Source organism: Coleofasciculus sp., assembly GCF_046565525.1.
In the GTDB taxonomy this organism is placed as follows: domain Bacteria; phylum Cyanobacteriota; class Cyanobacteriia; order Cyanobacteriales; family Coleofasciculaceae; genus Coleofasciculus.
Genome location: NZ_JBKHUP010000036.1, coordinates 17,262 through 42,833 on the forward strand (window position 1 = coordinate 17,262; position 25,572 = coordinate 42,833).

The window sequence follows — 25,572 nt, forward strand, 5'->3', positions numbered from 1 at the left end:
TTGCTATGAACCATGAACCATGAAGCTAGCTTAGTGTTTAAGGACTAGGTGCAATTCCCCATATACGAAAAACCTCAGCGCTTTCTGTGAAAGGCTGAGGACAAGTATCAGGGTGTATGCTTTTCTCCTTCAGGCAGAGTTATTTGGTTGATGACTGCATCTGGAGTCTTGCTACTTTTATAATGACTTATAAGCTATACGATCTTCTAGATCAGTTCTGGCACACTTCGCTGCTGATCTGAAACTGATCTTGACAAAATGGTCATTTGTTTTTCGTCATTGGTGGTTGGGGATTGGGCGAAGCATTCGCGTTGAGACTTTGGTAGAAAACCGGTAGATTTGGGCGCGAATGCTTCGCCCCTACGAATACCCCATCTCCCCTTCTACCTTCAATTACACTGGGGAACGGGGGTAAAATCATCCTGGCTGGGGGCAAAATTAATGGTTCCTGTATTACTTTGAGGGAGATTATCGAGATTAACGACCTTGAATGTGCCATCATTGCGCTGAAGCTGGAACTCTGTCGTGCTAATATTCTCAGTTAGGGCTAGGCAGAACGTGCGATCGCTATTGAGTACGGCATTAAATCCTGGGATAGCATTTTTGTCCAAAATTGTCAACTCAACATCAGCAATCGTTTGAGCATTGCCATTCCCTTGCAAAAATATACCTTGACCAACATTATCGGTAATCGTAGTATTATTGATCCGATAATCCTGCACCGCGACAGCATTTCCCTGGACAAAAATACCCTGACCCCCATCAGTTCCACTGGTAGGAATTGTACCCCTAATTGTACTGGTTTCAATGTCAAACTCTTGTCTGCTATTATTATTCGCGGATACAAAAATTCCCTGCCCAGTGCTATTAGTAATCTGAACATTGCTAATCTGAAACCGTTGCTGAGATTGCTGTTCTAGATTCTCTTCATCCCCATTCGCCGCGACAAAAATACCTTGACCCTGACTATCACTAATTTGGACATTATTAATCGTGAAGTCTTGTTGAGCAATACTATTAGCTTGGACAAAAACAGCTTGACCCCCACTGTCTAGAGCATTCAATTTTGTGCCATCAATTGTACTATTTTTAATCTCAAAGTTTTGAGAGCCATTATTATTAGCACTCATAAAAATACCCTGACCTGTACTATCAGTAATCTGGGCATCTGTGATGCCAAACTCTTGCCGCGACTGAACGCTGAGGTCGTTTGCATCCCCATTCGTGGCAACAAAAATACCCTGTCCAGCATTATTGGTTATCGTGGGACTATTAATCTGGAACTCCTGGACTGCCAAACGGTTACCTTGTACAAAAATCCCCTGTCCGCCTTCGCCTTGGGCATCGAGTCCAACATTCCTAATCGTGCTGCTGTCGAGATTAAAGACTTGTTCACTGTTATTGTTCGCGGCAATAAAAATACCCTGACCCACGGTATCACTAATTTGAGTGTTATTGAGTTGAAACTCCTGTCTTGATTGGGCAGTTAAGTCATTTTCATCGCCATTAGTAGCAATTAAAATACCTTGTCCAGCGCTATTGGTAACTGTGGTACTGTTGAGGATAAAGTCTTGAACCGCGACGCGATTTCCCTGAATAAAGACACCTTGACCCCCATCCCCATTACTGTCGGGGCGAGTCTGGTTAATTGTACTGGCATCAATATTAAAGCTTTGTTGACTGTTATTATTAGCCGCAATAAAAATCCCCTGTCCTGTACTTTCGCTAACGGTGGCATTGCTGAGGTTGAAATCTTGGACAGATTGCTGGGTTAGGTCATCTTCATTCCCATTTGCCGCGATAAAGATGCCTTGACCTGCACTTTCCGTAACCGTTAAGGTATCTAGGGTTAAGATTTGCTGGGCGCTGGCATTGGCTTGCAGAAAAAGACCTTGACCCCCATCCCCATTTGCATCGAGGGCGGTGTTACTAATGCTTGTGTTAAAAACCTCAAAAGTTTGGCGACTATTATTATTAGCAGCCAGATAAAATCCTTGACCAACACTATTACTAATTTGATTATTGGTTGCGGTTAATTGCTGTTGCACCTCGCCGGAGGCTTGAATAAAAACACCTTGAGCGCCACTATCACGAATTTGGTTACTATCGAGGGTGAGTTCTTGTTGAGTGGTTCCCGAAGCTTGAATAAAAATGCCCTGCTGACCGCTATTTGTGATACTATTACGGGCGATAGCACTGGTTCCGGTGACATCGATGAGACTAATCCCTTGTCCTGTGGCGTTAGCGATGCGGTTATCTTGAATCGTCACATTCTCAATATTCGCGCCTTGGATACCGTTGCCGGTGACATTCGCGATCGCAAACCCAGTAAGGGTGGTATTATTTCCTAGGGTCACCGTTCCCGTAACCGTGGGAAACTGACCGCTTCCAGATAAAGGTAACTGCACCGTACCCAGTTGCTGAGTATCAATCCGTTGGACTGAACCTGCTGAGAGTACCGCTACCCCATCAGCTAGCTGAAAACCCTCCATCTCGGAAGTTGTACCCACCTGTACATAGACAATCTCATTAGCCCCAGCCACACTCAATGCATTCTGCACTGTACCAAAGGGCGTTTCAAACGTACCATTTCCTGTACTCATCCCCAAGGTGACATGCTGAAACTGCCAAGGTTGACCGGTTTTGGGGTTTATCGCCGCGACTTGTCCATTTTCCGTTTGTTCATCAACAATAATAGTTGCAATACGTCCCACCGATTCTCCCATACGCGCCAAAGCGCTGGCGGGTTCAACCCCACGGGGGCGGGTTCCGGGGAAGGTTGCGCCTAAACTAAGGACAATCCGAGTGTCAAAAATTTGATCAGTTTGCACCGATAAGCCCAGATTCAGATAATCCGTGGGATGTGCTTCCAAGCGCCCTCGAATCCCAATGGTATTATCGGTTCCCTCCCCACCGTAATAATAAACCCCCGCATATCCCCGTAAATCTCCTTCCCCCAGTCGCAACAACCGTCCCCCCGCTTCAATATCAAATCCAGCCATCGCCGCTTCAAAGTGCTGGCGATGATTGAGGAGTAAATTATTCTGCCCAAATCCGCGCAGGGAGAACGACTCATCCACCTTTTGGCGGCGTTCACCGACTGGCAAATAAGCATTCACTCGCAAATCCCAATCCTCTCCTAGTCGTTCAAACCCCGCACCAATTTGGTGAAAGATGCTGTTTCCTGTATCACGGGTATCGTAGGAAAGGTAGCCTCCCAAAATCCGGTTTTGAGAGGAATTGTAGAACCGTTGTCCGAGGAGGATAGTTCCGCCCATCGTGGAGTCGGTTAACAGGCGTAATTGTCCCTCTAGAAATGTTAGGGTACTTCCGGGATTCTGAGTAATCGGAACAAAGCCTTCCAGACTAAAAAATGGGTCTTGATAGCCTGCGCCTTCAGTGGTAAACTCACCGCCTATACGGGGTAAAACTCTCAAATCTGTGGCAGTTCCCTGAGTTGGTAAACGTGGCGCATCGATTTCAGACTCAGGCATTTGGGCGATGACAGGGGACGTTAACCCTCCAGAAAATAGTAATCCAACACAGAGGGCTTGAGCGGAGATTTTCATTAATTAGAGGGTGATTACAATCGTCACCCCCTTTTACAGGTATTGGTTTTGAGAATCCGGTAAAGGGGATTCTGGTTTGAAGTTCTGTTAAGTTACATTGCTAAAAAAAAATCCCCGAAAGGGGACTTGTCCAAGGGTGGGAAAAAGATTTCATCTATGTTTTTATTATGGATGTAATTTGCCGGAGTTGTGTATAGCTGCGATGAAGTTTATATAAAAAATCGATAAAGTTTCTGTAAAGTTAGGTCATGCCTCCTTTGTCCGTTGTTATTGATCCCAAAACCCTATCCCTTTTGATTGAGCAAAATGGTACCATCCCTAAATGGAAAATCCCGTTCTCGATCCACTGAGAACGGGATAAGGAGTGAGATACACTAATTGCAACTTGGGAGTAAGCGATGTATATCGTCTTAACTAGTAGCATAACTGCTCCACAGAGGCTTCTGGGATAAGCGTTGATGAAGAATGGCTGGATTTATGTGAAAATTCTGTGAATCGTGTTTTCTGGTGTCAGAAGCTCCACCCTCATCCCCTAACCCCCATCCCCCCTTGAGATCCCCCTCCCGTCCCCCTTGAGATCCCCCTCCCGTCCCCCTTAAAAAGGGGGAAGCCAGAGGATGCTTCGCTCTTGTTGCACGGGGGGGAGAAAGGGGACACACTGTTTCTTAGTCTTGCTCTATCGCTGTTGCTGGCTAGTCTTGAGACACCGGATGAACGGATACGGCTTCAATGGATATGGTCGGGTAAGTTGCCGATTGACATTCCCGCTTTTTCTAAGAGTTCTTCCAGGTGTTTGATTTGTCGCCAACGGTATCTTTACACGTTTCAATCGTAAAGATACCGTTGGCGCGTCCTGCATCACTTGTTTAACTTCAGGGAGCAAATCCGCAACACCGAACACCTGACCAAGGGGTGATGTTTTGAGAAATTCTTGCCGTTGAGCATGACTCATAACAACTTTTGTCCCCGCCCTCACTTGATCACGACTCAAGAAGGTTTGGGACTCCCCATTCCCGTTCATGTCTTTGACAGAAGGTGGCTGCTGCTGTTCGTAAAAATCTGAAGGCATATCCATTCCTCTTCTGTAGCGGGAGAAAGCACCGCCAATTGCTCACCAGCAGATTGAAGTTGGACTTTTACTTGATAGGAGCCAATAGTAGTCAATTGAATTTTGAGCGCACCTAGATTAGGGTTAGACTCCTGTGATTATAAAGCAACGGTAACGTGGGAAAGCTTTTTGGAGCGATCGCACTCTACCCCAAAACACGCGATCGCACACCCTCTCTCAGCCTCACTCTATCGCTGTTGCTGCCTAGTCTTGAGACACCGGATGAACTGATACCGCCTCAGTCAATATCATCGGGTAAGTCATCAATTGACATTCCCGCCTGTTCCAGAAGCTCTTTCAAACGTTTGATTTGCCCTAAAGTCAGCTTCAGCTTGTGTTCTCCTCTTTCGTGACGTCCAATGGTTCTGGTTGTTGTCCCCAGTTCACGCGCAAATTCTTCCTGAGTCATATTCAGGCGTTCACGAACTTGTCTAAGAGTTGGCAAGTTAGAGTTTTGAGACATCCGATGAACTGATATCGCCTCAGTCAATATTATCGGGTAAGTCATCAATTGACATTCCCGCCTGTTCGAGAAGTTCTTTCAATCGTCGGATCTGAGCAAAGTTCAGTTTTATGACTCGTTCGCCTGCTTCATGACGGATGACTGTTCTGCGCGATATTCCCAAGCAGTCAGCTATTTGTTCCTGGGTCATTCCCAGTCGCTCTCTTACTTCCTTAAGAATTGGCAATTCTGGGTTGCGTTCTGAGTTTTTATAGTTTACCATTCTATTAGGTAAGTGACATTCGGTCACTTTAATGACCATAAACAAACACAAGTGATAGGGAAACGCATAAGGGAAGTCCCCATACTTCCTGTTTCCCTATCCCTCTATGGGTAGTTTCTCACACGAAGCACGTTGCCCTCATGTTCAAGCATGGGGCTGTACAAACTTATGTGTAGCTGCGATTTCAATCGCCTCGTGCGTAAGTCCGGAGAAAGCCTTCCATAGATAAGGGGCGATCGCATATTTACGTTTATGCCAAATGATCGCCCTTTCTCAAAAAACAATCACAATCATCATAACAATGAAACATTCTCAATGGCTTCGCCTGCAAGCTGAAGGCGACAGGATTGTTGCGTCTTTTCGTTCTGATGGGTTCAACTGCTGCAAACAGCCACGCCACCTGTCTTGGCACATTAGCAAAGATTCGATGACTTATCGGTTGGCTTGGCTACCCGCACCAATCAATGAGTGGAGTCTGTTACCTAATGATGGAACGCCACAGCGAGAGCGACTTTTAGCGATGATTCGTTCTATTTTGGAGCATCGGGGATGTGGGCGCACAACCGAACCATTCCCAAAGTCTAACAATAGCTTTTGGAATCAACAATATTATCCCTGGACACTGGTTAGGCTTTTGCCCAATGCTCAACATTATACGGTTGCTCGATTCTACAGCCGCACAGAAGCCCAAAATCACCAGCGCTTTTTGGCAAAGTGGATGCCTGATGCACAGTTTGAGGTGGTTTTTGATGCGGATGCGGTAACTTCTAGCGCTCAAGAGTGACATTGCATCCAATTTTGGTAGGGGCGCCTCGTCTTGCGCCCTCTCAAGTTGCGGTTCAATCCGATAATTTGATGGGCGTATGCCAGGAAGCCCCTACAGTCAGGTTGTTTTGTAATGTGGGAAGGAGAAAAGCGCGATCGCATTCTCCACCCCAAAACGCGCGATCGCATTCTCTACCCCAAAACACGCGATCGCACACCCTCTCTGAGTCTTACTCTATCCCTGTTGCTGGCTAGTTTTGAGACACCGGATGAACTGATACCGCCTCAGTCAATATCATCGGGTAAGTCGTTGATTGAGAGTCCCCCCTGTTCCAATAAAGCTTGTAGCCGCTTTATTTGGGAAAAAGTGAACTTAATGCGCTGATGTTGACCACGTTCATAGCGACTGATAGTACTAGCCGTTATCCCAAGTGCTTGTCCTAGTTCCTCCTGTGTTAACCCTAAGTACTCACGAAGTTCTTTGAGAGTTGTCAATTTAGGGTTGCTATTTGAGTTTGGATGTTCTACCATCTTATCAAGTGACTATGCGAAACGCACAGTTAAAGCAAAAAGGTGAATGGGAAACGCGCAAGGGAAGTCCCTATACTCCCTGTTTCCCTGTCTCTCTATGGGTAGTTTCTCACACGACGCCAGATTAGGAGGTGATGGGAAAGACGACGAGTTCTAATTCAAGGCTTTAACACCGGATGCGTATTTTCCAGAAATAACGGGCGATCGCATATTGTTTGTGCCAGATCGCCCTTTCTCAAAAAACAATCACAATCATCATAACAATGAAACATTCTCAATGGCTTCGCCTGCAAGCTGAAGGCTACAGGATCGTTGCGTCTTTTCGTTCAGATGGGTTCAACTGCTGCAAACAGCCACGCCGCTTGTCTTGGCACATTCGCAAAGATTCAGTGACTTACAAGTTGGCTTGGCTACCTGCGCCAATCAATGAGTGGAGTCTGTTACCCAATGATGGGACGCCACAGCGAGAGCGACTTTTAGCGATGATTCGTTCTATTTTGGAGCATCGGGGATGTGGGCGCACAACCGAATGAAAGGCAACCTACATACTTGGGCAATTTCTATACTACACCCCCGATAATTGAGTTCGGTGTTAAGTTTATGCTAGGTATATTAGAATCTTGCATTAACAATTTTGAAGCCGAATCCTTAAAGCTAGGCATAGATCCTGCTCCTAAATAATAATCTAAGTAGAATGGCACGCTCCTTAAGGCTGGTGGGCAATGCCCACCCTACTAGGCTGGCAAGCTTAAAGTTGTGGGTAAAATTTTTTCTGAATCGCTACTCTCATAAGGGTTTGAGAAAATACTTGACCACCGTTTTAACCTTGCCGATGTACTACACTCATGCTAACTTGCGATCGCACCGCACCTCATCCTGATTTTTCAGAGGAAGTCTCTAAATCGGCGAAAGTCGGGGCGGGTTTAGTCACATCTGGGTACAACCGAAAAGATAGTAGTGAAACCCGCCCCTACACAATCTCCCTTCATTGCGCCATATATTGTAGAAAGAAAGACCCAATCCCCTCTTCCCGCCTAACCCGGACAGCCAATACTCTAAACTGAGAGATCGATCATCACAAAAAAGGGAACCTAACGATGCGACTCTCTCAAATGCTACTCGTCACCCTCCGGGAAGACCCAGCCGAAGCCGAAATCCCCAGCCATAAACTCCTGGTTCGCGCCGGCTATATCCGTCGCATCGGTAGCGGAATCTACGCTTATCTCCCCCTGATGTGGCGCGTTCTCCAAAAAGTCTCCCAAATCGTCCGGGAAGAAATGGACGCCACCGGCGCACAAGAATGCTTACTTCCCCAACTCCAACCCTCTGACCTTTGGAAAGAATCTGGGCGCTGGGACACCTATACTAAAGCAGAGGGGATCATGTTCGCCCTCACCGATCGCCAAAACCGAGAACTCGGACTCGGACCAACTCACGAAGAGGTAATCACCACCATCGCCCGTGAGATGATCCGTTCCTATCGCCAACTTCCCCTCCACCTTTACCAAATTCAAACCAAGTTTAGAGATGAAATCCGCCCTCGCTTTGGACTGATGCGGGGACGAGAATTCATTATGAAAGATGGCTATTCCTTCCACACCGATGAAGAAAGCCTGAAAAAAACCTATCAGGACATGGATCAAGCCTATCGCAACATGATCACCCGTTGCGGTTTAGCCTTTCGCGCCGTAGAAGCTGATCCAGGGGCGATTGGCGGTTCTGGTTCCCAAGAATTTATGATTCTGGCGGATATTGGAGAAGATGAGATTCTCTACACTGAGGATGGTAACTATTCTGCCAACGTAGAAAAAGCCAGTTCCCTCCCGGCTGATGCTGAACCGTCTCCCTTTGAGACTTACGAAAAACGGGAAACCCCAAACACACCCACCATCGACTCCCTGTGTAAATTCCTCAACTGTTCCCCAACCAATGTCTTAAAAAACGTCCTCTATCAAGCCGTTTATGACAATGGGATGACAGTACTGGTAATCATCAGTATCCGAGGCGATCAAGAGGTTAACGAGGTGAAGCTGCAAAATGAATTAATTCGTTTAGCCGATCGCTATAAAGCCAACGCCCTCATCGCCCTAACCGTTCCCGACGCCACTACCCAGGCAAAATGGGCGTCTAAACCCCTCCCTGTCGGCTATATCGCCCCAGATTTAGAGGATGATTACATCCGCCCCAGTAGCGACGTAGCCCCCCAATTTTTACGCTTAGTCGATAATACAGGGGTTGACTTGAAAAATTTTGTCACTGGGGCGAACGAAACCAACTATCACGTCGTTGGTGCGAATTGGGGTGAACCCTTCGCCTTACCTAAACAGGTGGTAGATTTGCGGACAGCCAAAGCAGGCGATCGCGCGATTCATGACCCCAGCCAAATTCTACACAGCGCTAGGGGGATTGAAGCCGGACATATCTTCCAGTTAGGCACAAAATACTCTAAAGCCATGGGTGCGACGTACACCAACGAAGCCGGGGAAGAAAATCCCCTTTATATGGGATGTTATGGTGTAGGCGTATCGCGACTGGCGCAAGCGGCGGTTGAACAATCCTATGATCAGGATGGAATTATTTGGTCACCCGCGATCGCACCGTATCACGCGATTATTACCGTTCCCAATATCTCCGACGCCAAACAGATGGACGCCGCCGAGACACTTTACCAACAGTTATGGCAAGCTGGTGTAGAAACTCTATTCGATGACCGCGATGAACGGGCGGGTGTGAAGTTCAAAGACGCTGATCTAATTGGCATTCCCTATCGCATTGTCACTGGGCGATCGCTCAAACAGGGTAAAGTGGAAGTTGTAATGCGGGCAACTCACCAGTCTCAAGAATTGCCTTTGGATCAGGTGGCTTCTACGGTTAAACAATGGCTTGATACGGCATTAACGTAACCTCCACAATTAATACTGAAATGAATAAGGCAGCACTGACTCGATTCATTATAGTGGCACTTTATATTTCTGCCTTTATTGGTGTCATGTTGGGTCTAGTCGGTGGATTTCAGACAGGTATTGCCTGTACTGCCATTGTTTTTTTCTCAATTCTTTCCTATAAGTATCCCCGAATCGGATTATGGGGACTATTAATCTATCTTCCCTTTAGTGGTAGCATTATCTATTCTCTAGGCGATGTTTACCAATCAATGGGTGAGAGAATCACCTACTCCGAAAATCATCCCCTATTTCATCTGATTAAAGATGCGTTTTACCTTCCCGCCCTAATCGCCCTGATTCAGTCGCGGGAATCTTTCTGGAAACTACTACCGCAATCGATTTTCAAACCCTTATTAATCGCGATCGCACTTGTGCTAGCGGTGGCGTTAATTACCTTCGGGTTGGTTAATTTACCGCAGCAGTTCGATCCCCAGGTTCAGGGAAGTCCGTTTCTGATGGGAATTCTGGGTTTAAAAGGGCTGGTTGGGTATATTCCCCTACTTCTGTGTGGATATTATCTAATTCGCGATCGCACGGATTTATTTTTCCTGACTCGTTTGCACCTAATTGTGATCCTTATCTGCTGTAGCTTGGCGTTTCTCCAATATCTGTGGCTGGTTACAGGTTTATGTCCCAGTAACAATAGTTTGACGGGAGAAGCTGTCTACAGAGCCAGTTTACAGGCAAGATGTTTAGTCGGCGGTTCTCTGTTATACAATCCTAAAGTTGGGTTAATTCGTTTACCTGGAACATTTGTTGCACCGTGGCAATGGGGTTGGTTTCTCATTTCCAGCGCTTTTTTCACCTATGGGGCGAGTGTTAGTGATTCATCTCGTCGGTGGCGACTCGTGGGTTGGGTGGCGATGGTTGCAGTCTTGGCGGTGGCGGTAATTTCGGGTCAACGCATTGCTCTGGCGATCGTTCCGGCGACGTTTGTTCTGTTATTATTACTCACAGATCAGCATAAAGGATGGCTACCGATTAAATTAGGAATTGGTGTTCTTTTAGCGATTTGGATTACTCAAACCTTGGGAAAGGTGGAAGAACGGGTGATTAGTTTAGTTGATCGCTGGGAGGCGTCTCCACCTCCTACGTTTATGCTGAATCAATTTCAGTGGGTGTTGAGTAAACAACAGGGCTGGTTAGGACATGGTTTAGGACGAGCGACTAATGCGGCGCGTCGCTTGGGGGAAACTCAACTGATTGAAACTTTTTATGCCAAATTGTTTTATGAAATTGGTCCGGTTGGGGTTGTGGCTTTTCTGGCGCTGGTTTCATTGCTGACGTTTCTTACGTTTAAGACATATCGGTCGGTGCAAGATGCGTCTTTACAACGTTTAGGGTTGTGTCTTTGGGTGTTTGTTTTATTTATTAGTTATAACACCTATTATTATCCCTTAGCCGTTGATCCGGTGGAGGTTTATTATTGGTTTTTTGCTGGGGTTTTGCTCAAGTTACCTAAACTTGATGATCCGGTAGGTTCTGAAACACTACGTTCTGATCACAAAGACGCTTAGCCTAGAACACAGGGTAATACCAAATCCGGGTTAGCCACCCCCTTTATAAGCTATTACCCCATCAATACTCACGGCGGCTCGATACTGCCAATAATACTTGGCGGAGCGCTTGATACTCACGATACAAATCGAGTGATCCTTGATCATGTGACACACCGACGCCTCAGCCGGAAATGCCACAGTGCACGATAATATCAGTAATCCCAGTAAGCCTATCCATTTTCCCATATCTGAAGCGTCTTCTTCTATGCGATCGCGTCTGCATCTTGGCAGAGTGGGTGAGTTCTCTTAGCCTACTCCCAGACGTGCCATGGCGCGTCTGGTAAACCCTCGCGCTTTGATAGATGGGGATTATCGCTGCGATTGTCAAATTGTCTAATTGCTTTGTTTAAACTTTACCCTCGACCCATTACACTATACACTAAGCTTAGAAAACTTAAAAAAAATTAATCGTTAAGTAAAAATACCTGTCTATCAGGGTTTCTTCAGGTTCAATACCACTGAAGAGAGGCTTTGTATACACCCACGAGATCATACCGATGACTCAGTTTTTCCTTGACTCTGCCTGGTTAATACCTTGCTATGCCCTATTAGGCGCAATTTTAGCCGTCCCTTGGTCACCGGCGATTATCAATCGGACTGGACCTAGACCCGCAGGCTATATTAATCTGTTGATGACCTTCATTGCCTTTTTGCATGGGGTATTGGCATTACTCGCCATCTGGAATCAACCTGCCCAATCGGTTGTGATTCCGTGGCTACAAGTGGTTGATTTGGATTTATCCATTCCCCTAGAAATCTCAGCCGTCACGATTGGGGCGACGATGGTAATTACTGGCTTAAACCTCTTGGCACAAATTTATGCCATTGGTTACCTAGAAACCGATTGGGGATGGGCGCGGTTCTATTCCTTTCTGGCATTGTTTGAAGCGGGAATGTGCGCCCTTGTCCTTTGCAATTCTTTGTTTTTTAGCTACATTATCCTGGAAGTTCTCACTCTGGGAACCTATCTTTTAGTCGGATTTTGGTTTAATCAATCCTTGGTGGTAACCGGTGCCAGAGATGCATTCCTGACCAAACGGGTGGGAGATTTAGTCCTATTAATGGGGGTGATTGGTATCTATCCCCTGTCCAAAACCTGGGACTTTTCTCAATTGGCAGACTGGGCAAGTACCGCTAATGTTGATCCGAAAGTAGCCACATTGGTGGGTTTGGCATTAATTGCCGGTCCCATGGGTAAATGCGCCCAATTTCCCCTGCATTTGTGGCTAGATGAAGCCATGGAAGGACCCGTTCCCAGCACCATTTTACGGAATGCCGTGGTGGTTTGTACGGGGGCGTGGGTGTTGATTAAACTGCAACCCGTTATCGCTATATCTCCCGTTGCTATATCCGCCATAATTTGGATTGGTGGAGTGACAGCCGTAGGTGGTACGATGGTCGCGATCGCACAGGTTGATATTAAGCGTACCCTGTCCTATTTGGTGAGTGCTTATTTGGGATTGGTGTTTATTGCGGTGGGTACGGGACAAATCCAAACCGCCCTGTTATTAATGTTGACCTACGCCGTCGCCATGGGGTTATTGGTGATGAGTACAGGGGCGATTATTTGGAACAGTATTACTCAGGATGTGACTCAATTGGGCGGGTTATGGGCAAAACGCCCTGCTTGTGGGTTGTCTTACCTGGTGGGTGCGGCTGGCTTGATTGCGGTTCCACCTTTGGGAGGATTTTGGGCGTTTTTACAGTTGGGGGACTCTTTGTTTACCAATCACCCAAAGCTATTTGCCCTTTTGTTAGTCGTGAATGCTTTAGCCTCGTTTAGCCTATTCCGTGTCTTCGGTTTAGTCTTTGGTGGAAAGCCTCAACAAATGGCACAGCGATCGCCTGAGGTACATTGGCCCATGGTCTTCCCTATGATACTCCTGATGGGGTTTACCCTGCACGTTCCTTTACTCCTGGGAACCTGGCAACTTTTACCGGAATGGGTAAGCTTGAATCCGACGGTGGCGGGTTCGTTGGTGTTGTCAAGTGCGATTGGTGGCGGTGCGGCGGCTTATATGTATCTGAGTAACCAAGTTGAAAAGCCGATACGATTTGGTTCAAAGGCGCTGCAAGACTTTTTTGCTTACGATTTATATACCCAGAAGTTATATCGGGTAACGGTGGTTTTTTTGGTTGATTTGATATCGAGAACGATTTCCTGGGTTGACCGTTATATTGTGGATGGGTTGGTTAATTTAGTTGGGTTTATGACGGTGTTTAGTGGGCAAAGCTTGAAGTATAATGTTTCGGGTCAAACTCAGTTTTATGCCTTGACGATTTTGTTGGGTGTGGCGTTATTGGGATTTTTGTTGAGTTTGCCGATTCTTTCGCGTCTTTCGCTGATTGTTGGCGGATAATTGACGTTTTTGTCGGAGTTGTTGGTGGGGAAAGATGTGTTTTTTTAACGCAGAGGTTCGCAGAGGTTAGCGCAGAGGAACGCAGAGGGGTTTGGAAGATTGGGATGAGGTGTAAAGTGAGGTGATTAAGGATAAGGATGTGATTACGGTTTGGATGGATATTAAATGTAGAGATGTGCCATGGCGCGTCTTGAGGTTTGAGGTTTTCGGGGTGGGTTTAATTTGAATGGTTTCTGGTTACTTGGATACTGATAAACTCGCCCTAATTAAGTGGATGCGTTTTGAGTTGGAAATTTTGACAGGCTTATGCTGAGTACGCTGATTGGGTTACCTGTTTTTGGTGCGATTATTATTGGGTTTTTACCGGGAAAGGTGGCAAAAACTCGACTCCGGGCGATTGCTTTGGCGGTGGCGACGGCGATTGTTTTGGTGACGTTGTGGTTGGCTACGAAGTTTGATATCACTTATTCCGGTTGGCAATTTCAAGAGGAGTTGATGTGGATTCCTCAACTGGGTTTGTCGTACAAGTTGGGGGCGGATGGTTTATCGTTTCCGTTGCTGGCTTTGGGTAGTTTGTTGAATTGGGTGGTTATTTTTAGCAGTCGCATTGATGTTGAACGAGTTCGCCTTAAATATGCATTGATTTTGTTGGTGAATGCGGGGATTACTGGGGCGTTTTTGGCACAGAATTTGTTGCTGTTTGTTCTGTTCTATGAATTGGTATTAATTCCTTTGTACCTGTTAATTGCAATTTGGGGGGGAAGCAAGCGGGAATATGCGGCGATGAAGTTTCTTATCTATACCGCTGTTTCCGGAATTCTGATTCTGGCGGCGTTTTTGGGGATTACGTGGCTGAGTCATTCGACTAGCTTTAATTATGAGGCAATTCACACCCAAGGGTTATCGTTAAGTACTCAGTTGATTCTGCTGACGATTCTATTGGTGGGATTTGGGATTAAAATTCCCCTGGTTCCTTTACATACCTGGTTACCCGATGCTTATGTGGAAGCGTCTCCCGTGGTGGCGATTCTGTTAGGGGGTGTTGTGGCGAAGATGGGAACTTATGGGTTGGTACGCTATGGGTTACAATTGTTTCCGGAAACTTGGTCTTTGGTAGCGCCGGGACTGTCGATTATTGGCGTGGTAAGTGTATTGTATGGTGGGTTGAGTGCGATCGCGCAAAAAGATATTAAACGGATGGTGGCGTATAGTTCAATTGGTCACATGGGGTATATTGTTGTCGCCGCCGCTGCGCTAACGCCGTTGAGTCTTTTGGGGTGTGTGACTCAGATGGTGAGTCATGGCATTATCCTGGCAATTCTGTTTTATTTGGTTGGGGTAGTGGAAACTAAGGTGGGAACTCGCGAATTGGATGTGCTCAATGGGTTAATGAATCCCACACGCGGTTTACCGTTGGTGAGTGCCCTACTGATTTTAGGCGGAATGGCAAGTGCGGGTATTCCTGGTTTAGTGGGATTTGTGGCAGAGTTTCTGGTGTTTCAAGGGAGTTATGTGGTGTTTCCTTGGCAAACCATTTTATGTATTTTTGCTTCGGGTTTGACAGCGGTTTATTTTGTGATTTTGCTGAATCGAACTTGTTTTGGCAAGCTGGATAATAGTACGGCTTATTATCCGAAAGTTCTCTGGAATGAAAAAGCACCTGCGATTATTTTGGCGGTGATTATTTGCTTCCTGGGTATTCAACCAGTTTGGTTGGTTCGGTGGACAGAAACGACGACGAATTCGATTGTTTCTGCCGCGTCAACTCAGGTTGAGCAGAACGTGGCGCTGAAGGATGCGTCATTAGTCATTGGTCATTAGTAAAATAGTTCTTTTACGTAAATAAAGGGCGGGTTTAGTTACATCTGCGTGGGGCAAGAAACGATAGTTGTCAAACCCGCCCCTACATATTCAAAATTCAAAAGCCAACACTTAAACCTATTTAACCATGGTACAAACTCCAACAAAACCTGCAACTAAATTACCGCCGTCTCAGCATGAATTTGCGGATATTGTTCATCGCTTGGAAGCGGGGGGAGCGATGATTCCAGATACGCCGGAAAATCTGATGCAAATTATCGGAATATGGAAGGCGTATGCGGTGCCCATGGATTTCTATTGGCGCGATTTGCTCTATATTGGGGAACAAGTCTTTTTAAATCCGTTTCCTTTCTTTAAATATTTCCTGCCTAAAGAGTATTTAGAACGCCATAATCATTATGCCGGAGATGATGCGGATTTACGCATTTGGCGCGGTGAAGCGACGGCGCATCCGGAACTTGTGGCATTTATTGAGAAAGGGGAAACCCAGAAAATGCCTAAGTTATTACATCACTTGTGGCATGACCGGATTAATATGGAGTTTGCTGAAGCTTGTATGCGGGCAATGCTTTGGCATCGAAATATGTACGCCCCGGTGAATCAGTTTGATCCCTATCTGGATACTGAAGAATATAAGGACAATGCGAATCGGGCAATTGAGGCGTATTTTAAAGGCAATCCCGTCATGCTGGGATGGCATAAGCTGTTTCCAGAGATGTTTATCGAGCAGTGTCGTCAGGCGTCGTATTATAGTAACTTAGGGCTATTCTGGGAAGTAATGGCGCCGGTATTCTTTGAAGTGTCTGATCTCTATGATGAAGGGAAGATTACATCTGTCCCCGAGGCGATGAATTTTTTGGTGAATGGGATATTCGCGATCGCAGGTCGTCCGATCTATCATCATGTTTATGTAAAGGGGGAATGCTATGAAGTGATTCCCAAGTCGAAAGGGTTTACCTGGCTGTATGAAGCGGCGCTTCCTTATGTGGAGTCGGTATTCTATCGGACTGCACCCTTTAGGGGTACGAAGTCGTATAATGCCCAAGCGGGAGAAGTACCGAGTGATCAGAAGGACTTCCATTATGGTGTCCTCTATGCGGATAAATTCCCTGTGGGTTCTGCTGGAGTACCGCCGACATTGCTGATGCAGGATATGTTACATTTTCTGCCCCCCTATCTGCAAGCATTCTATGAAAAGCGTTGTCGCAGCGAAAGTGATATCTTAAATCAGATTGGCATCACCTTTCAGCGATCCATGTATTGTGTAACATCGGCGGTATTTCAAGCCTTGCGAACGGCACTGTTGTATCCCTTAGATGACCCCAACCCCAAGCATTTGCAGGCAAATCGAGCGTTTTTTGAGGCGCAATTAGACCGATTCTGTCGCCCAGAGTATGGAATCCGTGATGCGGCGCGGTTACGGAATATTCAGACAGCGGATTATCGGTAATTGACTGGCGATAAATTCTTCTACCTAATCCCTGATTTCTTAAAGAAGTCGGGGATTTATCATGAGAATTTGAACGTTTAAATTACGTTAAAGATTTATATCATGTCCGGTTGAATACCCATAATTACGGTGAGGGAGAGTAGGGGCTTGGTTACCAAGCCCGTACATGGTTAATCTCCGGGCAAAAAAAGCGCCGGGGCTTTCAACATCGCATTTGTGGTAAATATATCCATTGACATAGGTAAAACTACTTAAAACAAAGTTTCTCCAGTCCTAAAAAGGATTACGCTAAGTATTGAGTAGACCAATCCCAAAAAAGGAGATGGGCTTGTGTATGAAGATGACTAGACTTAATGAACTAATCAGTCAAGCGTCTAAAATCTAAAATAAGATACTCCCATCGAGTTTGAGTGATCACTCATTTGGTCAGAAAAAGTTGAACCATGAAAAACGAAGAAAATGAACACAACCCCCTTCTCGATCAAATGGTGGTATTACAACAACGAGTGGGCGAGTTGGAGGACAAGGTTAGTCAATATGAACAGCAACTGGCGCAGGAACGGGCGACTCGCCAGAGGTTAGAAACCAGCTTGCAGAAAACCGAAGAATGCCTGTCTTTAGTCCTGCGGGCGACGAAGGATGCAATTTATGATTGGCAGATTACCACAGATCGGGTGGAACGCACCGACGGACTCACCAGCATTTTAGGCTATTCCCTCACCGAAGCCGAACCCACTCTCAACTGGTGGCGCGATCGCATCCATCCAGATGACGTGGAACGGATGGATCAGGAGACAGCAACGGCGTTGAGTCAGGGAGACTCCTATCAAATCGAATATCGCGTTCTCCACAAAAGCAATCACTACATTCATATCTTGGATCAAGGACTGGTGGTGGCACGAGACAATCAAGGAAATCCCGTGCGGGTGATTGGTAGCACCATTGATATTAGCGATCGCAAGCAAACAGAAGCCGCCTTACGGGAAAGAGAACAGCGCTTTAGCACATTATTTAATGGCATGGAAGACTGGGTACTCGTTTATCCCCTCACTCCCGACAATCAACCGGGACAGTTTATTGAGGTGAATGAACCAGCCTGTAAACGGCTAGGTTATACCCGCCAAGAACTCCTCACCTTATCGATTGCGGATGTAGTGGACTTACCCTTAGCGGATCTTAAAGTCAGTTTCCAGAAATTGTTACAAGATAAACGAGTGGTTATCGAATCAGTACATCGCACCAAAGACGGTCAACGAATTCCCGTTGAAGTCAGTTCCACTCTATTTACACTTAATGGTTTGCCCACCGTTCAATCAATCTGCCGAGACATTACAGAACGACGACAAGCAGAGGAAGCCCTACGCCGTAGTAAAGAAAGATTTAAGGTTGCCCAAGACCTTTCTTTAGATGGTTTTACCATCCTGCAAAGCCTTCGCAATCCAGCCGGAAAAATCGTTGATTTTGAGTGGACTTATGTCAATCCCATGGCGGCAAAAATGCTGCAAAACTCAGTTGCTGGGTTACTGGATCAACGCCTGCTCCAAGTTCTTCCAGGAAACCAAACCAATAGTGACTTATTTGAGCGCTATGTCACAGTCGTAGAAACAGGAGAACCTCATGATATTGAAGTGCGCTACGAATCCGAGGGAATTGTCGGCTGGTTTCGGAATATGGCAGTTAAGTTAGATGATGGCGTAGCCATTTCATTTAGCGACATTACCGAACAAAAACAAGTCGAGTTAGCGGTGCGGAAAAGTGAGGCGGTTCTCAATGCCTTTATTGCCAGTTCACCCATTGGCATGGCATTTTTTGACCGTGATCTGCGTTATCTTTATGCCAATGAAGCCTTAGCGACGATGAATGGAGTCCCCCTGAGCCAACATGTAGGTCGCACTATCTGGGAAGTTTTGCCCCATGTAGCCTCTGAAGTGGGTCCAATGCTGTATGACGTTTTACAGCGTCGGCAACCTAAGCTGAACTTTGAATTCAATGGTGAAATTCAACCGGGTGTTTGTCGCCATTCTTTAGCCAATCACTTTCCCGTTTGCTTACCCGATGGTGAACTTTTGGGAGTGGGTGTCGCGGTTATGGATATCACTGAACTTAAGCGGGTAGAAGCCGCATTACGTATGAGTGAATCTTTTGCCCAAGCCAGAGTTCAAGAGTTAGAAACATTAATGGAAATTACTCCAGTTGCGCTTTGGATTGCCCATGATCCCCACTGTCACACTATGACCGCTAACCGTACCGCGTACAACTTAATGGGCATATCACCAGGTTCAGTAGCAACCGCAACCCCTGCCGATGGTTCCTATTCCCTTCCCTTTAAACAATATAAAAATGGACAAAAATATCTCCCCAAAGACTTACCGATGCAGCGTGCAGCCAGAACCGGACAAGAGGTTATCGATGAAATAGAATTTGTCTTTGAGGATGGAACAGTACGCTTCATCTATGGCAAAGCCGTTCCCCTGTACCACGACTCCGGTGAAGTGCGCGGCGTGATTGGGGCATTTGTGGATATCACCGAAAGAAAACAGGCAGAACGAGAGCGTGAACAACTCTTAGCACGAGAACAAGCCGCTCGTAAAGAGGCAGAATCGGCTAACCGGATTAAAGATGAATTTCTGGCAATTTTGTCTCATGAATTACGCTCTCCCCTGAATCCCATCCTGGGATGGACAAAGCTACTCCGCTCTCGTCAGTTTGATCAAGCCGCAACAGATCGGGCATTGGCAACCATTGAGCGCAATGCTACGATTCAAATTCAGTTAGTTGACGACTTACTCGATGTCGCCCGAATTCTGCGGGGAAAAGTTACCCTAACCCGTCATCGGGTTGATTTATCCATCACAATTAAAGCGGCGATTGAGACAGTGCGGTTGGCGGCACAAGCGAAATCAATTCAAATTCAGACCCATTTTAGGGGTACAGTGGGTTGCGTTGAGGGTGATTCCGGGCGGTTACAACAAGTGGTCTGGAATTTACTCTCCAACGCGGTTAAGTTTACCCCATCTGGGGGACAGGTTGAGGTGACATTAGCGGCGGTGGATGAGTTTGCCCAGATTATAGTCAGCGATACAGGTATCGGAATTTCTGCTGATATCCTCCCTCATATTTTCGACTATTTCCGTCAGGCGGACAGTTCCATAACGCGCCAATTTGGAGGATTAGGATTAGGGCTTGCGATCGCGCGTCATATTGTAGAATTACATAGTGGCATGATCGAGGCAGATAGCCTAGGTGAAGGACAGGGAGCAACGTTTACAGTTAGATTACCCCTCCTCCCAGATAAAAAGCAACGAATCAGACATGACGCCCATACTTACCCAAGAAAGTCTGACACCCCTCGTCTCAAGGGGATACGAGTCTTAGTTGTCGATGATGAGCCAGACACACGAGAACTCATCGCGCTCATATTACAACAAGCTGGGGCAGAGGTAATCACCATGGCATCCGCACAGGAGGTATTATCCCAGTTAAGCCAGTTAAACATTGATATCCTAGTGAGTGACATTGGTATGCCCCAGATGGATGGCTACTGTCTATTGCAACAGATTCGGGGAATGCCCTCAACCCAAGCCAAAATACCTGCGATCGCATTAACGGCTTATGCGGGGGAATCCCATCAGCAAAAAGCCCTAGCCGCCGGATTTCAACAGCATCTAGCCAAGCCTATCGCCCCCAAGGATTTAATTCAAGCCATCGCCTGGTTAAGGGAACAGGGCAATTCACATTGGGATGCAACCATTAATCGACGGGAATAATTAGGCGCTGCTGAATAAAACTAGCGATGGAGGTAGAAATTACCTCTTAAGTCTTATACATCCAAATCCTTTAACCACCTCTGCGCCCCTCTGCGAAACCCTCTGCGCCCCTCTGCGTTGAAAAATCATAGCTTAACCAAAGCCATAGCCCAAACAAGCGCGATAAAGAAATGTGAACTAGGATCAATTTAGTCAAGTTAGAATCAGGCAGCAATTTCACCGAACCTGAGTGGAGAGCTACTGCTGCCAAGGAGATAAGCCATGGAAAAAGAAAAAGTACCAAGTGCCATTATCACGCTGACCGCTGGTATTGTTATCACCCTGGTCAGTCTGTGGGTTGGTCAAAACCACGGCTTGATGCCAGAACAGGTATCAGAACAAGCGCCGTTAGTCGATAACTTTTTTGACGTGATGATGACTATCGGCACCGCCCTATTTTTGGTCGTCGAAGGCGCCATCGTGATTGCCATGATCCGATTTCGGCGACGCAAAGGGGATGACACCGATGCTGAACCCATCATCGGCAATTTACCCTTAGAAGCCTTTTGGACAGCCATTCCTGCCATTATCGTCATTGGACTAGGGATCTACAGCGTCGAAGTTTATCGAGACATGGGCGGTTTTGAACCCGCCCATCACCATGTCGCCAAAGCCGATACCCCAGCGCATATTGCAAGTATGCCCGGAAGTGCTATGGCGGCGCCTTTAGTTGCCGATACTGAGGGGATGGAGTCCGATGAAGCTGTAGCACCCAAGGGGGCTAAATACGGCTTTGGCGCAGCACCCCAACGGGAAGGACAGACGGCTGACTTGGTGGTTAATGTCACCGGTTTGCAGTTTGCTTGGATCTTTAACTATGCCGATAGTGGCGTTGTCGCTGGCGAATTACATGTTCCCATTGGCAAAGACGTGCAACTGAACATCTCCGCCCAAGATGTGATTCACTCCTTCTGGGTGCCTCAGTTCCGCCTCAAACAAGATGCCATTCCCGGTCAAGAAACGGAATTGCGGTTTGTTGCGACCAAAACTGGAACCTATCCCGTAGTTTGCGCTGAACTCTGTGGTGGTTACCACGGGGCGATGCGGACACAGCTTATCGTTCATACCCCAGAGGAGTATGACGCTTGGTTAGAGGAAAATCGGATAGCACAGCAGCAAAACCCTAATCAAACCGTTGCTGTGAACCCGGCTGATTTATCCGAGTCCGAGTTTCTGGAACCTTACGCGGCTAACCTGGGCGTTGATGAGAAAACGTTAACCCAGTTACACTCAATGCATGAATCCTAAACAGAAGCACATAACACTCAATTTGTCCATCTGGACAGGCTTCTTTAGTTGTCACAAGAAATTCTGATGACCCAAACCGAAATTGCACCTCAATCTCAAGCCACTTCACATAGCTCCCATCCCACGGCATGGAAGTGGTATGACTATTTCACGTTCAACGTTGACCATAAGGTCATTGGGATTCAATACCTAGTTACCTCATTTGTGTTTTATTTGATCGGGGGATTAATGGCAGTCGCCATGCGAGCCGAACTGTATACCCCCGATTCAGATTTACTTGATCCCAATCTTTACAACGCTTTTCTGACCAATCATGGCACGATCATGATCTTTTTCTGGGTCGTTCCGGCTGCCATTGGCGGGTTTGGTAACTACCTGATCCCGCTGATGATTGGTGCCAGGGATATGGCGTTCCCGAAACTGAATGCGATCGCGTTTTGGCTCGTGCCCCCAGCAGGTGCCCTACTCTTGGGCAGTTTCTTCTTCGGGGGCGCTCAATCGGGTTGGACATCCTACCCCCCTTTGAGCCTGATTACCGCCAGTACAGCTCAATCGATGTGGATTCTCAGCATTGTCTTGGTGGGAACCTCCTCAATTTTGGGTTCGGTGAACTTTATCATCACCATCTTTAAAATGCGGGTTCCCAGTATGCGCTGGGATCAGATGCCCTTGTTCTGTTGGGCGATTTTAGCCACATCCCTATTAGCCCTGTTTTCCACGCCAGTGTTAGCGGCTGGATTAACCCTGCTGTTGTTTGATATCAACTTTGGCACCAGCTTCTTCCGACCCGAGGCTGGGGGAAATGTGGTGGTGTACCAGCACCTGTTCTGGTTCTATTCCCACCCGGCGGTGTATCTGATGATTCTGCCGATTTTCGGGATTATGTCAGAAGTGATACCCGTCCACGCCCGTAAACCGATTTTTGGCTATAAAGCGATCGCGTATTCATCCCTAGCCATCTGTATCGTCGGTCTATTCGTCTGGGTACACCACATGTTTACCAGTGGCACCCCGCCCTGGATGCGGATGTTCTTCACCATATCCACGCTGATTGTGGCAGTCCCGACGGGTGTGAAAATCTTTAGCTGGGTGGCGACTCTCTGGGGCGGTAAAATCCGCTACACCTCGGCAATGCTATTTGCCATTGGTTTGTTGGCTATGTTCGTCTTGGGCGGACTAAGTGGCGTTACCCTGGGAACCGCACCCTTTGACATTCACGTCCATGACACGTACTACATTGTGGCTCACTTCCACTATGTTCTCTTTGGCGGTTCCGTGTTTGGTCTTTATGCCGGAATGTATCACTGGTTCCCCAAAATGACGGGTCGGATGTACAACGAAACCTGGGGACGGGTTCACTTTATTCTCACCTTTATTGGGGCGAATCTCACCTTTTTACCCATGCATGAATTGGGTTTAAAAGGAATGCCCCGACGGGTGGCGATGTATGACCCTCAATTCACGGCAATTAATCAGCTTTGTACCTTCGGTGCAATTCTGTTGGGGTTCTCTGTCATTCCCTTTGCGATTAATCTAATCTGGAGCTGGATGTATGGACCCAAGGTGGGTGATAATCCCTGGGATGCCTTGAGCCTGGAATGGACAACCAGTTCTCCACCTGCGATCGAAAACTGGGAAGTTCTGCCAGTTCTGAGCCATGGTCCTTATGCTTATGGCATGAATGGTCGCAATGGCAAAAAACTCAATCCCAGTGCGCCGACATCGGGAGAACCTGTTGTAGAAGCGAAGTAAATTTTGCAGGTTGTAGGGGCGGGTTTTACCGTTATCGTTTCCCGTTTACCCAGATGTAACTAAACCCGCCCCGACTTAATGTTCATCAGTTGTATATAGCGATAGGGAAAAAAATTATGCAAGGTTCAACCATTGACGAATATCAAGTCTCGCCTACCCCAGAACCCTCGGCTGAGGTAACTGTGGCGGCACATGAGGAACATCCCGATTATCGGGTTTTGGGGCTAATTGTCTTCCTCGCCTCTGAATCCTTGATGTTTGGCGGGATGTTTGCCTCTTACTTAATCTATAGAGGCGTATCCGCAACCTGGCCCCCCGAAGGTACAGAGGTGGAACTGTTACTGCCGACGATTAACACGATTATTCTGGTGTCGAGTAGTTTTGTCATCCATAAAGGAGATGTGGCGATTAAAAAGAATAATCTCTCCGGGATGCGGTTGTGGTATATCATTACCGCTGTTATGGGTGTGATTTTCTTGGGCGGTCAGGTGTATGAATATCTAAGCTTGGGTTATGGTTTGACCACCAATGTGTTTGCCAACTGCTTTTATTTAATGACCGGATTCCACGGATTGCACGTCACCATCGGAGTTTTACTGATTCTCGGCGTCTTGTGGCGATCGCGTCGTCCCGGACATTACGGTGAAACGAAGCATGTTGGCATCGAAATGGCAGAAATCTATTGGCATTTTGTCGATATTATCTGGATTATTCTGTTTACATTGCTGTACATTTTGACGCTGTTTTAAGTTAGGACTTACGCAAAGCCTTGATTTGTAGTGGCGTGGCACACCTTATTTGGTGGATTAGAATTGTAGGGGCGCACCGACGTGCGCCCGATTTAATCGTAAAATCTATGCCACCATTTTAGCTGTGTCAGTAGCGTAGGGTGGGCAAATTATGATAATTGAATGACTTGATCCAAAATTATATCCATTTGCCCACCCTACCTCTGCTTCCTAATCGATGTGTCTACTGCTATACCTCAGAGAGTCCCCTCACCACGCTCATAGCCTTAAGCGCGACGCTCATAGCCTCCCCCGATAACACTCAGAGAGTCCCCTCACCACGCTCATAGCCTTAAGCGCGACGCTCATAGCCTCCCCCCACGACAATCAGAGAGTTCCCTCACCACGCTCATAGCCTTAAGCGCGACGCCCAGAGCGTCCCCTCACAACACTCAGAGCGTCCCCTCACAACACTCAGAGCCTCCCCCACAACACTCAGAGCCTCCCCCCACGACACTCAGAGGGTTCCCCCACCACGTTCAAAGCCTCCCTCACCAGTCTTTTAGTCTCATCCATCACTCTTAGCGCTTGACGCATCTGCTGATGTACCCCCATTTCCTCTTGTTTTGACACCTTTAAAGCGTTCCTTTAACTGCTCCGCCACGCTTTTTAAGCCCGGTGTGGTTTTCGCTGCCATTTTCACGTAGTCATATACCGTTAAGCTGCTCTTCATCGCTTCACTGCCCACCGCTATCAGGGTATCATCTACCTTTTCAGCCAGTTGCTGGAGTCGGATGAGTAACTCGGAAAGACGCAACGCCAGTTGATAGTCGCGCTCGAGTTCCTCTGTGTTGAAATTGGTGGGGAGAATGCCAGGGTTCGTTTGGGCGGCGTTGAGGCTATTGTGGACAAAGGCTATACTTTTATCGCCCATTTTATACAGATCATGGCGTTCTTTCGGGCTAAGGGTAATCAAAAAGGGGAGTTTCTGTTCGATGGTTTGTAAGGCGGTGTTGATTTCCTCTAAATCGGTGTCGGAGAGGCTGGCACTAATATTCTGATAGGACATGGTACTGTCTCCTGATGTGAAGATTCTCGTTGCCCTGGCTATTGCTGAAAAGGGCAAGGCTTCTTTTATTTTAGTACGGGCTTGGTTACGGGGGGAGTTACTTCCCCTCGCCCACGATAAGTAAGCGTTGGTTTGA

Annotated in this window: 22 protein-coding genes; 15 read left to right on the plus strand and 7 right to left on the minus strand. The window is 46.9% G+C overall.

The annotated features are described in order from the left end of the window. Window positions 1-389 precede the first annotated feature (389 nt). Window positions 390-3,569, minus strand: coding sequence for a beta strand repeat-containing protein (locus tag ACLGGO_RS14650; protein ID WP_446419851.1), 3,180 nt, complete (start codon window positions 3,567-3,569; stop codon window positions 390-392). Window positions 3,570-4,245: 676 nt separating this feature from the next. Continuing rightward, window positions 4,246-4,638, minus strand: coding sequence for a hypothetical protein (locus tag ACLGGO_RS14655; RefSeq protein WP_446419852.1), 393 nt, complete (start codon window positions 4,636-4,638; stop codon window positions 4,246-4,248). Window positions 4,639-4,740: 102 nt separating this feature from the next. Between ACLGGO_RS14655 and ACLGGO_RS14660 the strand changes: the two genes are divergently transcribed. Beyond that, the gene (locus ACLGGO_RS14660; protein ID WP_446419853.1) at window positions 4,741-4,908 is read left to right on the plus strand and encodes a hypothetical protein; all 168 of its coding nucleotides are present in this window, start codon (window positions 4,741-4,743) and stop codon (window positions 4,906-4,908) included. A gap of 7 nt (window positions 4,909-4,915) precedes the next feature. Here the strand turns inward: ACLGGO_RS14660 and ACLGGO_RS14665 are convergent, their stop codons facing one another. Further along, complete coding sequence (locus ACLGGO_RS14665) at window positions 4,916-5,140, minus strand: helix-turn-helix transcriptional regulator (RefSeq protein ID WP_446419854.1); 225 nt, start codon at window positions 5,138-5,140, stop codon at window positions 4,916-4,918. Between the two features lie 19 nt (window positions 5,141-5,159). After that, window positions 5,160-5,402, minus strand: a complete 243-nt coding sequence (locus ACLGGO_RS14670; RefSeq protein ID WP_446335816.1) for a helix-turn-helix transcriptional regulator — start codon at window positions 5,400-5,402, stop codon at window positions 5,160-5,162. Window positions 5,403-5,703: 301 nt separating this feature from the next. Here ACLGGO_RS14670 and ACLGGO_RS14675 point away from each other — a divergent pair, with 301 nt between their 5' ends. Further along, a complete protein-coding gene (locus tag ACLGGO_RS14675; RefSeq protein ID WP_446419855.1) occupies window positions 5,704-6,186 on the plus strand; it encodes a hypothetical protein in 483 nt (160 codons plus the stop codon). A gap of 114 nt (window positions 6,187-6,300) precedes the next feature. After that, a complete protein-coding gene (locus ACLGGO_RS14680; protein ID WP_446419882.1) occupies window positions 6,301-6,552 on the plus strand; it encodes a hypothetical protein in 252 nt (83 codons plus the stop codon). Here the strand turns inward: ACLGGO_RS14680 and ACLGGO_RS14685 are convergent. After that, entirely contained in the window at window positions 6,453-6,698 is a 246-nt protein-coding gene (locus tag ACLGGO_RS14685) for a helix-turn-helix domain-containing protein (protein ID WP_446419856.1), read from the minus strand. The two genes, ACLGGO_RS14680 and ACLGGO_RS14685, sit on opposite strands and share 100 nt — an antisense overlap. Window positions 6,699-6,961: 263 nt before the next feature. Here ACLGGO_RS14685 and ACLGGO_RS14690 point away from each other — a divergent pair, with 263 nt between their 5' ends. The 4 genes from ACLGGO_RS14690 to ACLGGO_RS14705 all read left to right on the plus strand — a co-directional run bounded on the left by ACLGGO_RS14690 (window position 6,962) and on the right by ACLGGO_RS14705 (window position 11,160). Beyond that, window positions 6,962-7,231, plus strand: a complete 270-nt coding sequence (locus ACLGGO_RS14690; protein ID WP_446419857.1) for a hypothetical protein — start codon at window positions 6,962-6,964, stop codon at window positions 7,229-7,231. Window positions 7,232-7,392: 161 nt separating this feature from the next. Beyond that, window positions 7,393-7,578 carry a hypothetical protein gene (locus tag ACLGGO_RS14695; RefSeq protein ID WP_446419858.1) on the plus strand — a complete coding sequence of 62 codons (186 nt, stop codon included), beginning with the start codon at window positions 7,393-7,395 and terminating at the stop codon, window positions 7,576-7,578. A 217-nt stretch (window positions 7,579-7,795) separates the two neighbouring features. Beyond that, a complete protein-coding gene (gene proS / locus ACLGGO_RS14700; RefSeq protein WP_446419859.1) occupies window positions 7,796-9,601 on the plus strand; it encodes a proline--tRNA ligase in 1,806 nt (601 codons plus the stop codon). Window positions 9,602-9,621: 20 nt separating this feature from the next. After that, window positions 9,622-11,160 (plus strand): hypothetical protein, encoded by a 1,539-nt coding sequence (locus ACLGGO_RS14705; RefSeq protein WP_446419860.1) that lies wholly within the window; start codon window positions 9,622-9,624, stop codon window positions 11,158-11,160. 30 nt (window positions 11,161-11,190) lie between these two features. Here the strand turns inward: ACLGGO_RS14705 and ACLGGO_RS14710 are convergent, their stop codons facing one another. Further along, window positions 11,191-11,388 carry a hypothetical protein gene (locus ACLGGO_RS14710; RefSeq protein WP_446419861.1) on the minus strand — a complete coding sequence of 66 codons (198 nt, stop codon included), beginning with the start codon at window positions 11,386-11,388 and terminating at the stop codon, window positions 11,191-11,193. Between the two features lie 311 nt (window positions 11,389-11,699). Between ACLGGO_RS14710 and ACLGGO_RS14715 the strand changes: the two genes are divergently transcribed. From ACLGGO_RS14715 to ACLGGO_RS14745, 7 genes are all read left to right on the plus strand, one after another. Beyond that, entirely contained in the window at window positions 11,700-13,562 is a 1,863-nt protein-coding gene (locus ACLGGO_RS14715; RefSeq protein ID WP_446419862.1) for an NAD(P)H-quinone oxidoreductase subunit F, read from the plus strand. 306 nt (window positions 13,563-13,868) lie between these two features. After that, window positions 13,869-15,383, plus strand: coding sequence for an NADH-quinone oxidoreductase subunit M (locus ACLGGO_RS14720; protein WP_446419863.1), 1,515 nt, complete (start codon window positions 13,869-13,871; stop codon window positions 15,381-15,383). A gap of 127 nt (window positions 15,384-15,510) precedes the next feature. Continuing rightward, a complete protein-coding gene (locus ACLGGO_RS14725) occupies window positions 15,511-16,833 on the plus strand; it encodes a CO2 hydration protein (protein ID WP_446419864.1) in 1,323 nt (440 codons plus the stop codon). Between the two features lie 443 nt (window positions 16,834-17,276). After that, window positions 17,277-20,600: a PAS domain S-box protein gene (locus ACLGGO_RS14730; protein WP_446419865.1), complete on the plus strand. Its 3,324-nt coding sequence runs from the start codon at window positions 17,277-17,279 to the stop codon at window positions 20,598-20,600. A gap of 261 nt (window positions 20,601-20,861) precedes the next feature. Next, the gene (locus ACLGGO_RS14735; RefSeq protein ID WP_446419866.1) at window positions 20,862-21,887 is read left to right on the plus strand and encodes a cytochrome c oxidase subunit II; all 1,026 of its coding nucleotides are present in this window, start codon (window positions 20,862-20,864) and stop codon (window positions 21,885-21,887) included. A 66-nt stretch (window positions 21,888-21,953) separates the two neighbouring features. Then, window positions 21,954-23,639, plus strand: coding sequence for a cytochrome c oxidase subunit I (gene ctaD / locus ACLGGO_RS14740; protein WP_446419867.1), 1,686 nt, complete (start codon window positions 21,954-21,956; stop codon window positions 23,637-23,639). Between the two features lie 116 nt (window positions 23,640-23,755). Beyond that, window positions 23,756-24,388 (plus strand): cytochrome c oxidase subunit 3, encoded by a 633-nt coding sequence (locus ACLGGO_RS14745; protein ID WP_446364775.1) that lies wholly within the window; start codon window positions 23,756-23,758, stop codon window positions 24,386-24,388. Between the two features lie 547 nt (window positions 24,389-24,935). Here ACLGGO_RS14745 and ACLGGO_RS14750 read toward each other — a convergent pair. Next, complete coding sequence (locus ACLGGO_RS14750; RefSeq protein ID WP_446419868.1) at window positions 24,936-25,436, minus strand: hypothetical protein; 501 nt, start codon at window positions 25,434-25,436, stop codon at window positions 24,936-24,938. On the opposite strand from ACLGGO_RS14750, the gene ACLGGO_RS14755 reads away from it, so the two are divergent. Next, a complete protein-coding gene (locus tag ACLGGO_RS14755) occupies window positions 25,435-25,560 on the plus strand; it encodes a hypothetical protein (RefSeq protein ID WP_446362339.1) in 126 nt (41 codons plus the stop codon). The genes ACLGGO_RS14750 and ACLGGO_RS14755 overlap by 2 nt on opposite strands. Window positions 25,561-25,572 lie beyond the last annotated feature (12 nt).

Excerpts from the sequence above, each read along its gene's own strand:
- ACLGGO_RS14655 (WP_446419852.1), bottom strand. The coding sequence starts at position 4,638 with ATGCCTTCAGATTTTTACGAACAGCAGCAGCCACCTTCTGTCAAAGAC.
- ACLGGO_RS14725 (WP_446419864.1), top strand. The coding sequence starts at position 15,511 with ATGGTACAAACTCCAACAAAACCTGCAACTAAATTACCGCCGTCTCAG.
- ctaD (WP_446419867.1), top strand. The coding sequence starts at position 21,954 with ATGACCCAAACCGAAATTGCACCTCAATCTCAAGCCACTTCACATAGC.
- ACLGGO_RS14715 (WP_446419862.1), top strand. The coding sequence starts at position 11,700 with ATGACTCAGTTTTTCCTTGACTCTGCCTGGTTAATACCTTGCTATGCC.
- ACLGGO_RS14735 (WP_446419866.1), top strand. The coding sequence starts at position 20,862 with ATGGAAAAAGAAAAAGTACCAAGTGCCATTATCACGCTGACCGCTGGT.
- ACLGGO_RS14650 (WP_446419851.1), bottom strand. The coding sequence starts at position 3,569 with ATGAAAATCTCCGCTCAAGCCCTCTGTGTTGGATTACTATTTTCTGGA.
- ACLGGO_RS14710 (WP_446419861.1), bottom strand. The coding sequence starts at position 11,388 with ATGGGAAAATGGATAGGCTTACTGGGATTACTGATATTATCGTGCACT.
- ACLGGO_RS14750 (WP_446419868.1), bottom strand. The coding sequence starts at position 25,436 with ATGTCCTATCAGAATATTAGTGCCAGCCTCTCCGACACCGATTTAGAG.
- ACLGGO_RS14690 (WP_446419857.1), top strand. The coding sequence starts at position 6,962 with ATGAAACATTCTCAATGGCTTCGCCTGCAAGCTGAAGGCTACAGGATC.
- ACLGGO_RS14745 (WP_446364775.1), top strand. The coding sequence starts at position 23,756 with ATGCAAGGTTCAACCATTGACGAATATCAAGTCTCGCCTACCCCAGAA.
- ACLGGO_RS14685 (WP_446419856.1), bottom strand. The coding sequence starts at position 6,698 with ATGGTAGAACATCCAAACTCAAATAGCAACCCTAAATTGACAACTCTC.
- ACLGGO_RS14755 (WP_446362339.1), top strand. The coding sequence starts at position 25,435 with ATGGTACTGTCTCCTGATGTGAAGATTCTCGTTGCCCTGGCTATTGCT.
- ACLGGO_RS14675 (WP_446419855.1), top strand. The coding sequence starts at position 5,704 with ATGAAACATTCTCAATGGCTTCGCCTGCAAGCTGAAGGCGACAGGATT.
- proS (WP_446419859.1), top strand. The coding sequence starts at position 7,796 with ATGCGACTCTCTCAAATGCTACTCGTCACCCTCCGGGAAGACCCAGCC.
- ACLGGO_RS14705 (WP_446419860.1), top strand. The coding sequence starts at position 9,622 with ATGAATAAGGCAGCACTGACTCGATTCATTATAGTGGCACTTTATATT.
- ACLGGO_RS14695 (WP_446419858.1), top strand. The coding sequence starts at position 7,393 with ATGGCACGCTCCTTAAGGCTGGTGGGCAATGCCCACCCTACTAGGCTG.
- ACLGGO_RS14720 (WP_446419863.1), top strand. The coding sequence starts at position 13,869 with ATGCTGAGTACGCTGATTGGGTTACCTGTTTTTGGTGCGATTATTATT.
- ACLGGO_RS14680 (WP_446419882.1), top strand. The coding sequence starts at position 6,301 with ATGTGGGAAGGAGAAAAGCGCGATCGCATTCTCCACCCCAAAACGCGC.
- ACLGGO_RS14670 (WP_446335816.1), bottom strand. The coding sequence starts at position 5,402 with ATGGTAAACTATAAAAACTCAGAACGCAACCCAGAATTGCCAATTCTT.
- ACLGGO_RS14730 (WP_446419865.1), top strand. The coding sequence starts at position 17,277 with ATGAAAAACGAAGAAAATGAACACAACCCCCTTCTCGATCAAATGGTG.
- ACLGGO_RS14665 (WP_446419854.1), bottom strand. The coding sequence starts at position 5,140 with ATGTCTCAAAACTCTAACTTGCCAACTCTTAGACAAGTTCGTGAACGC.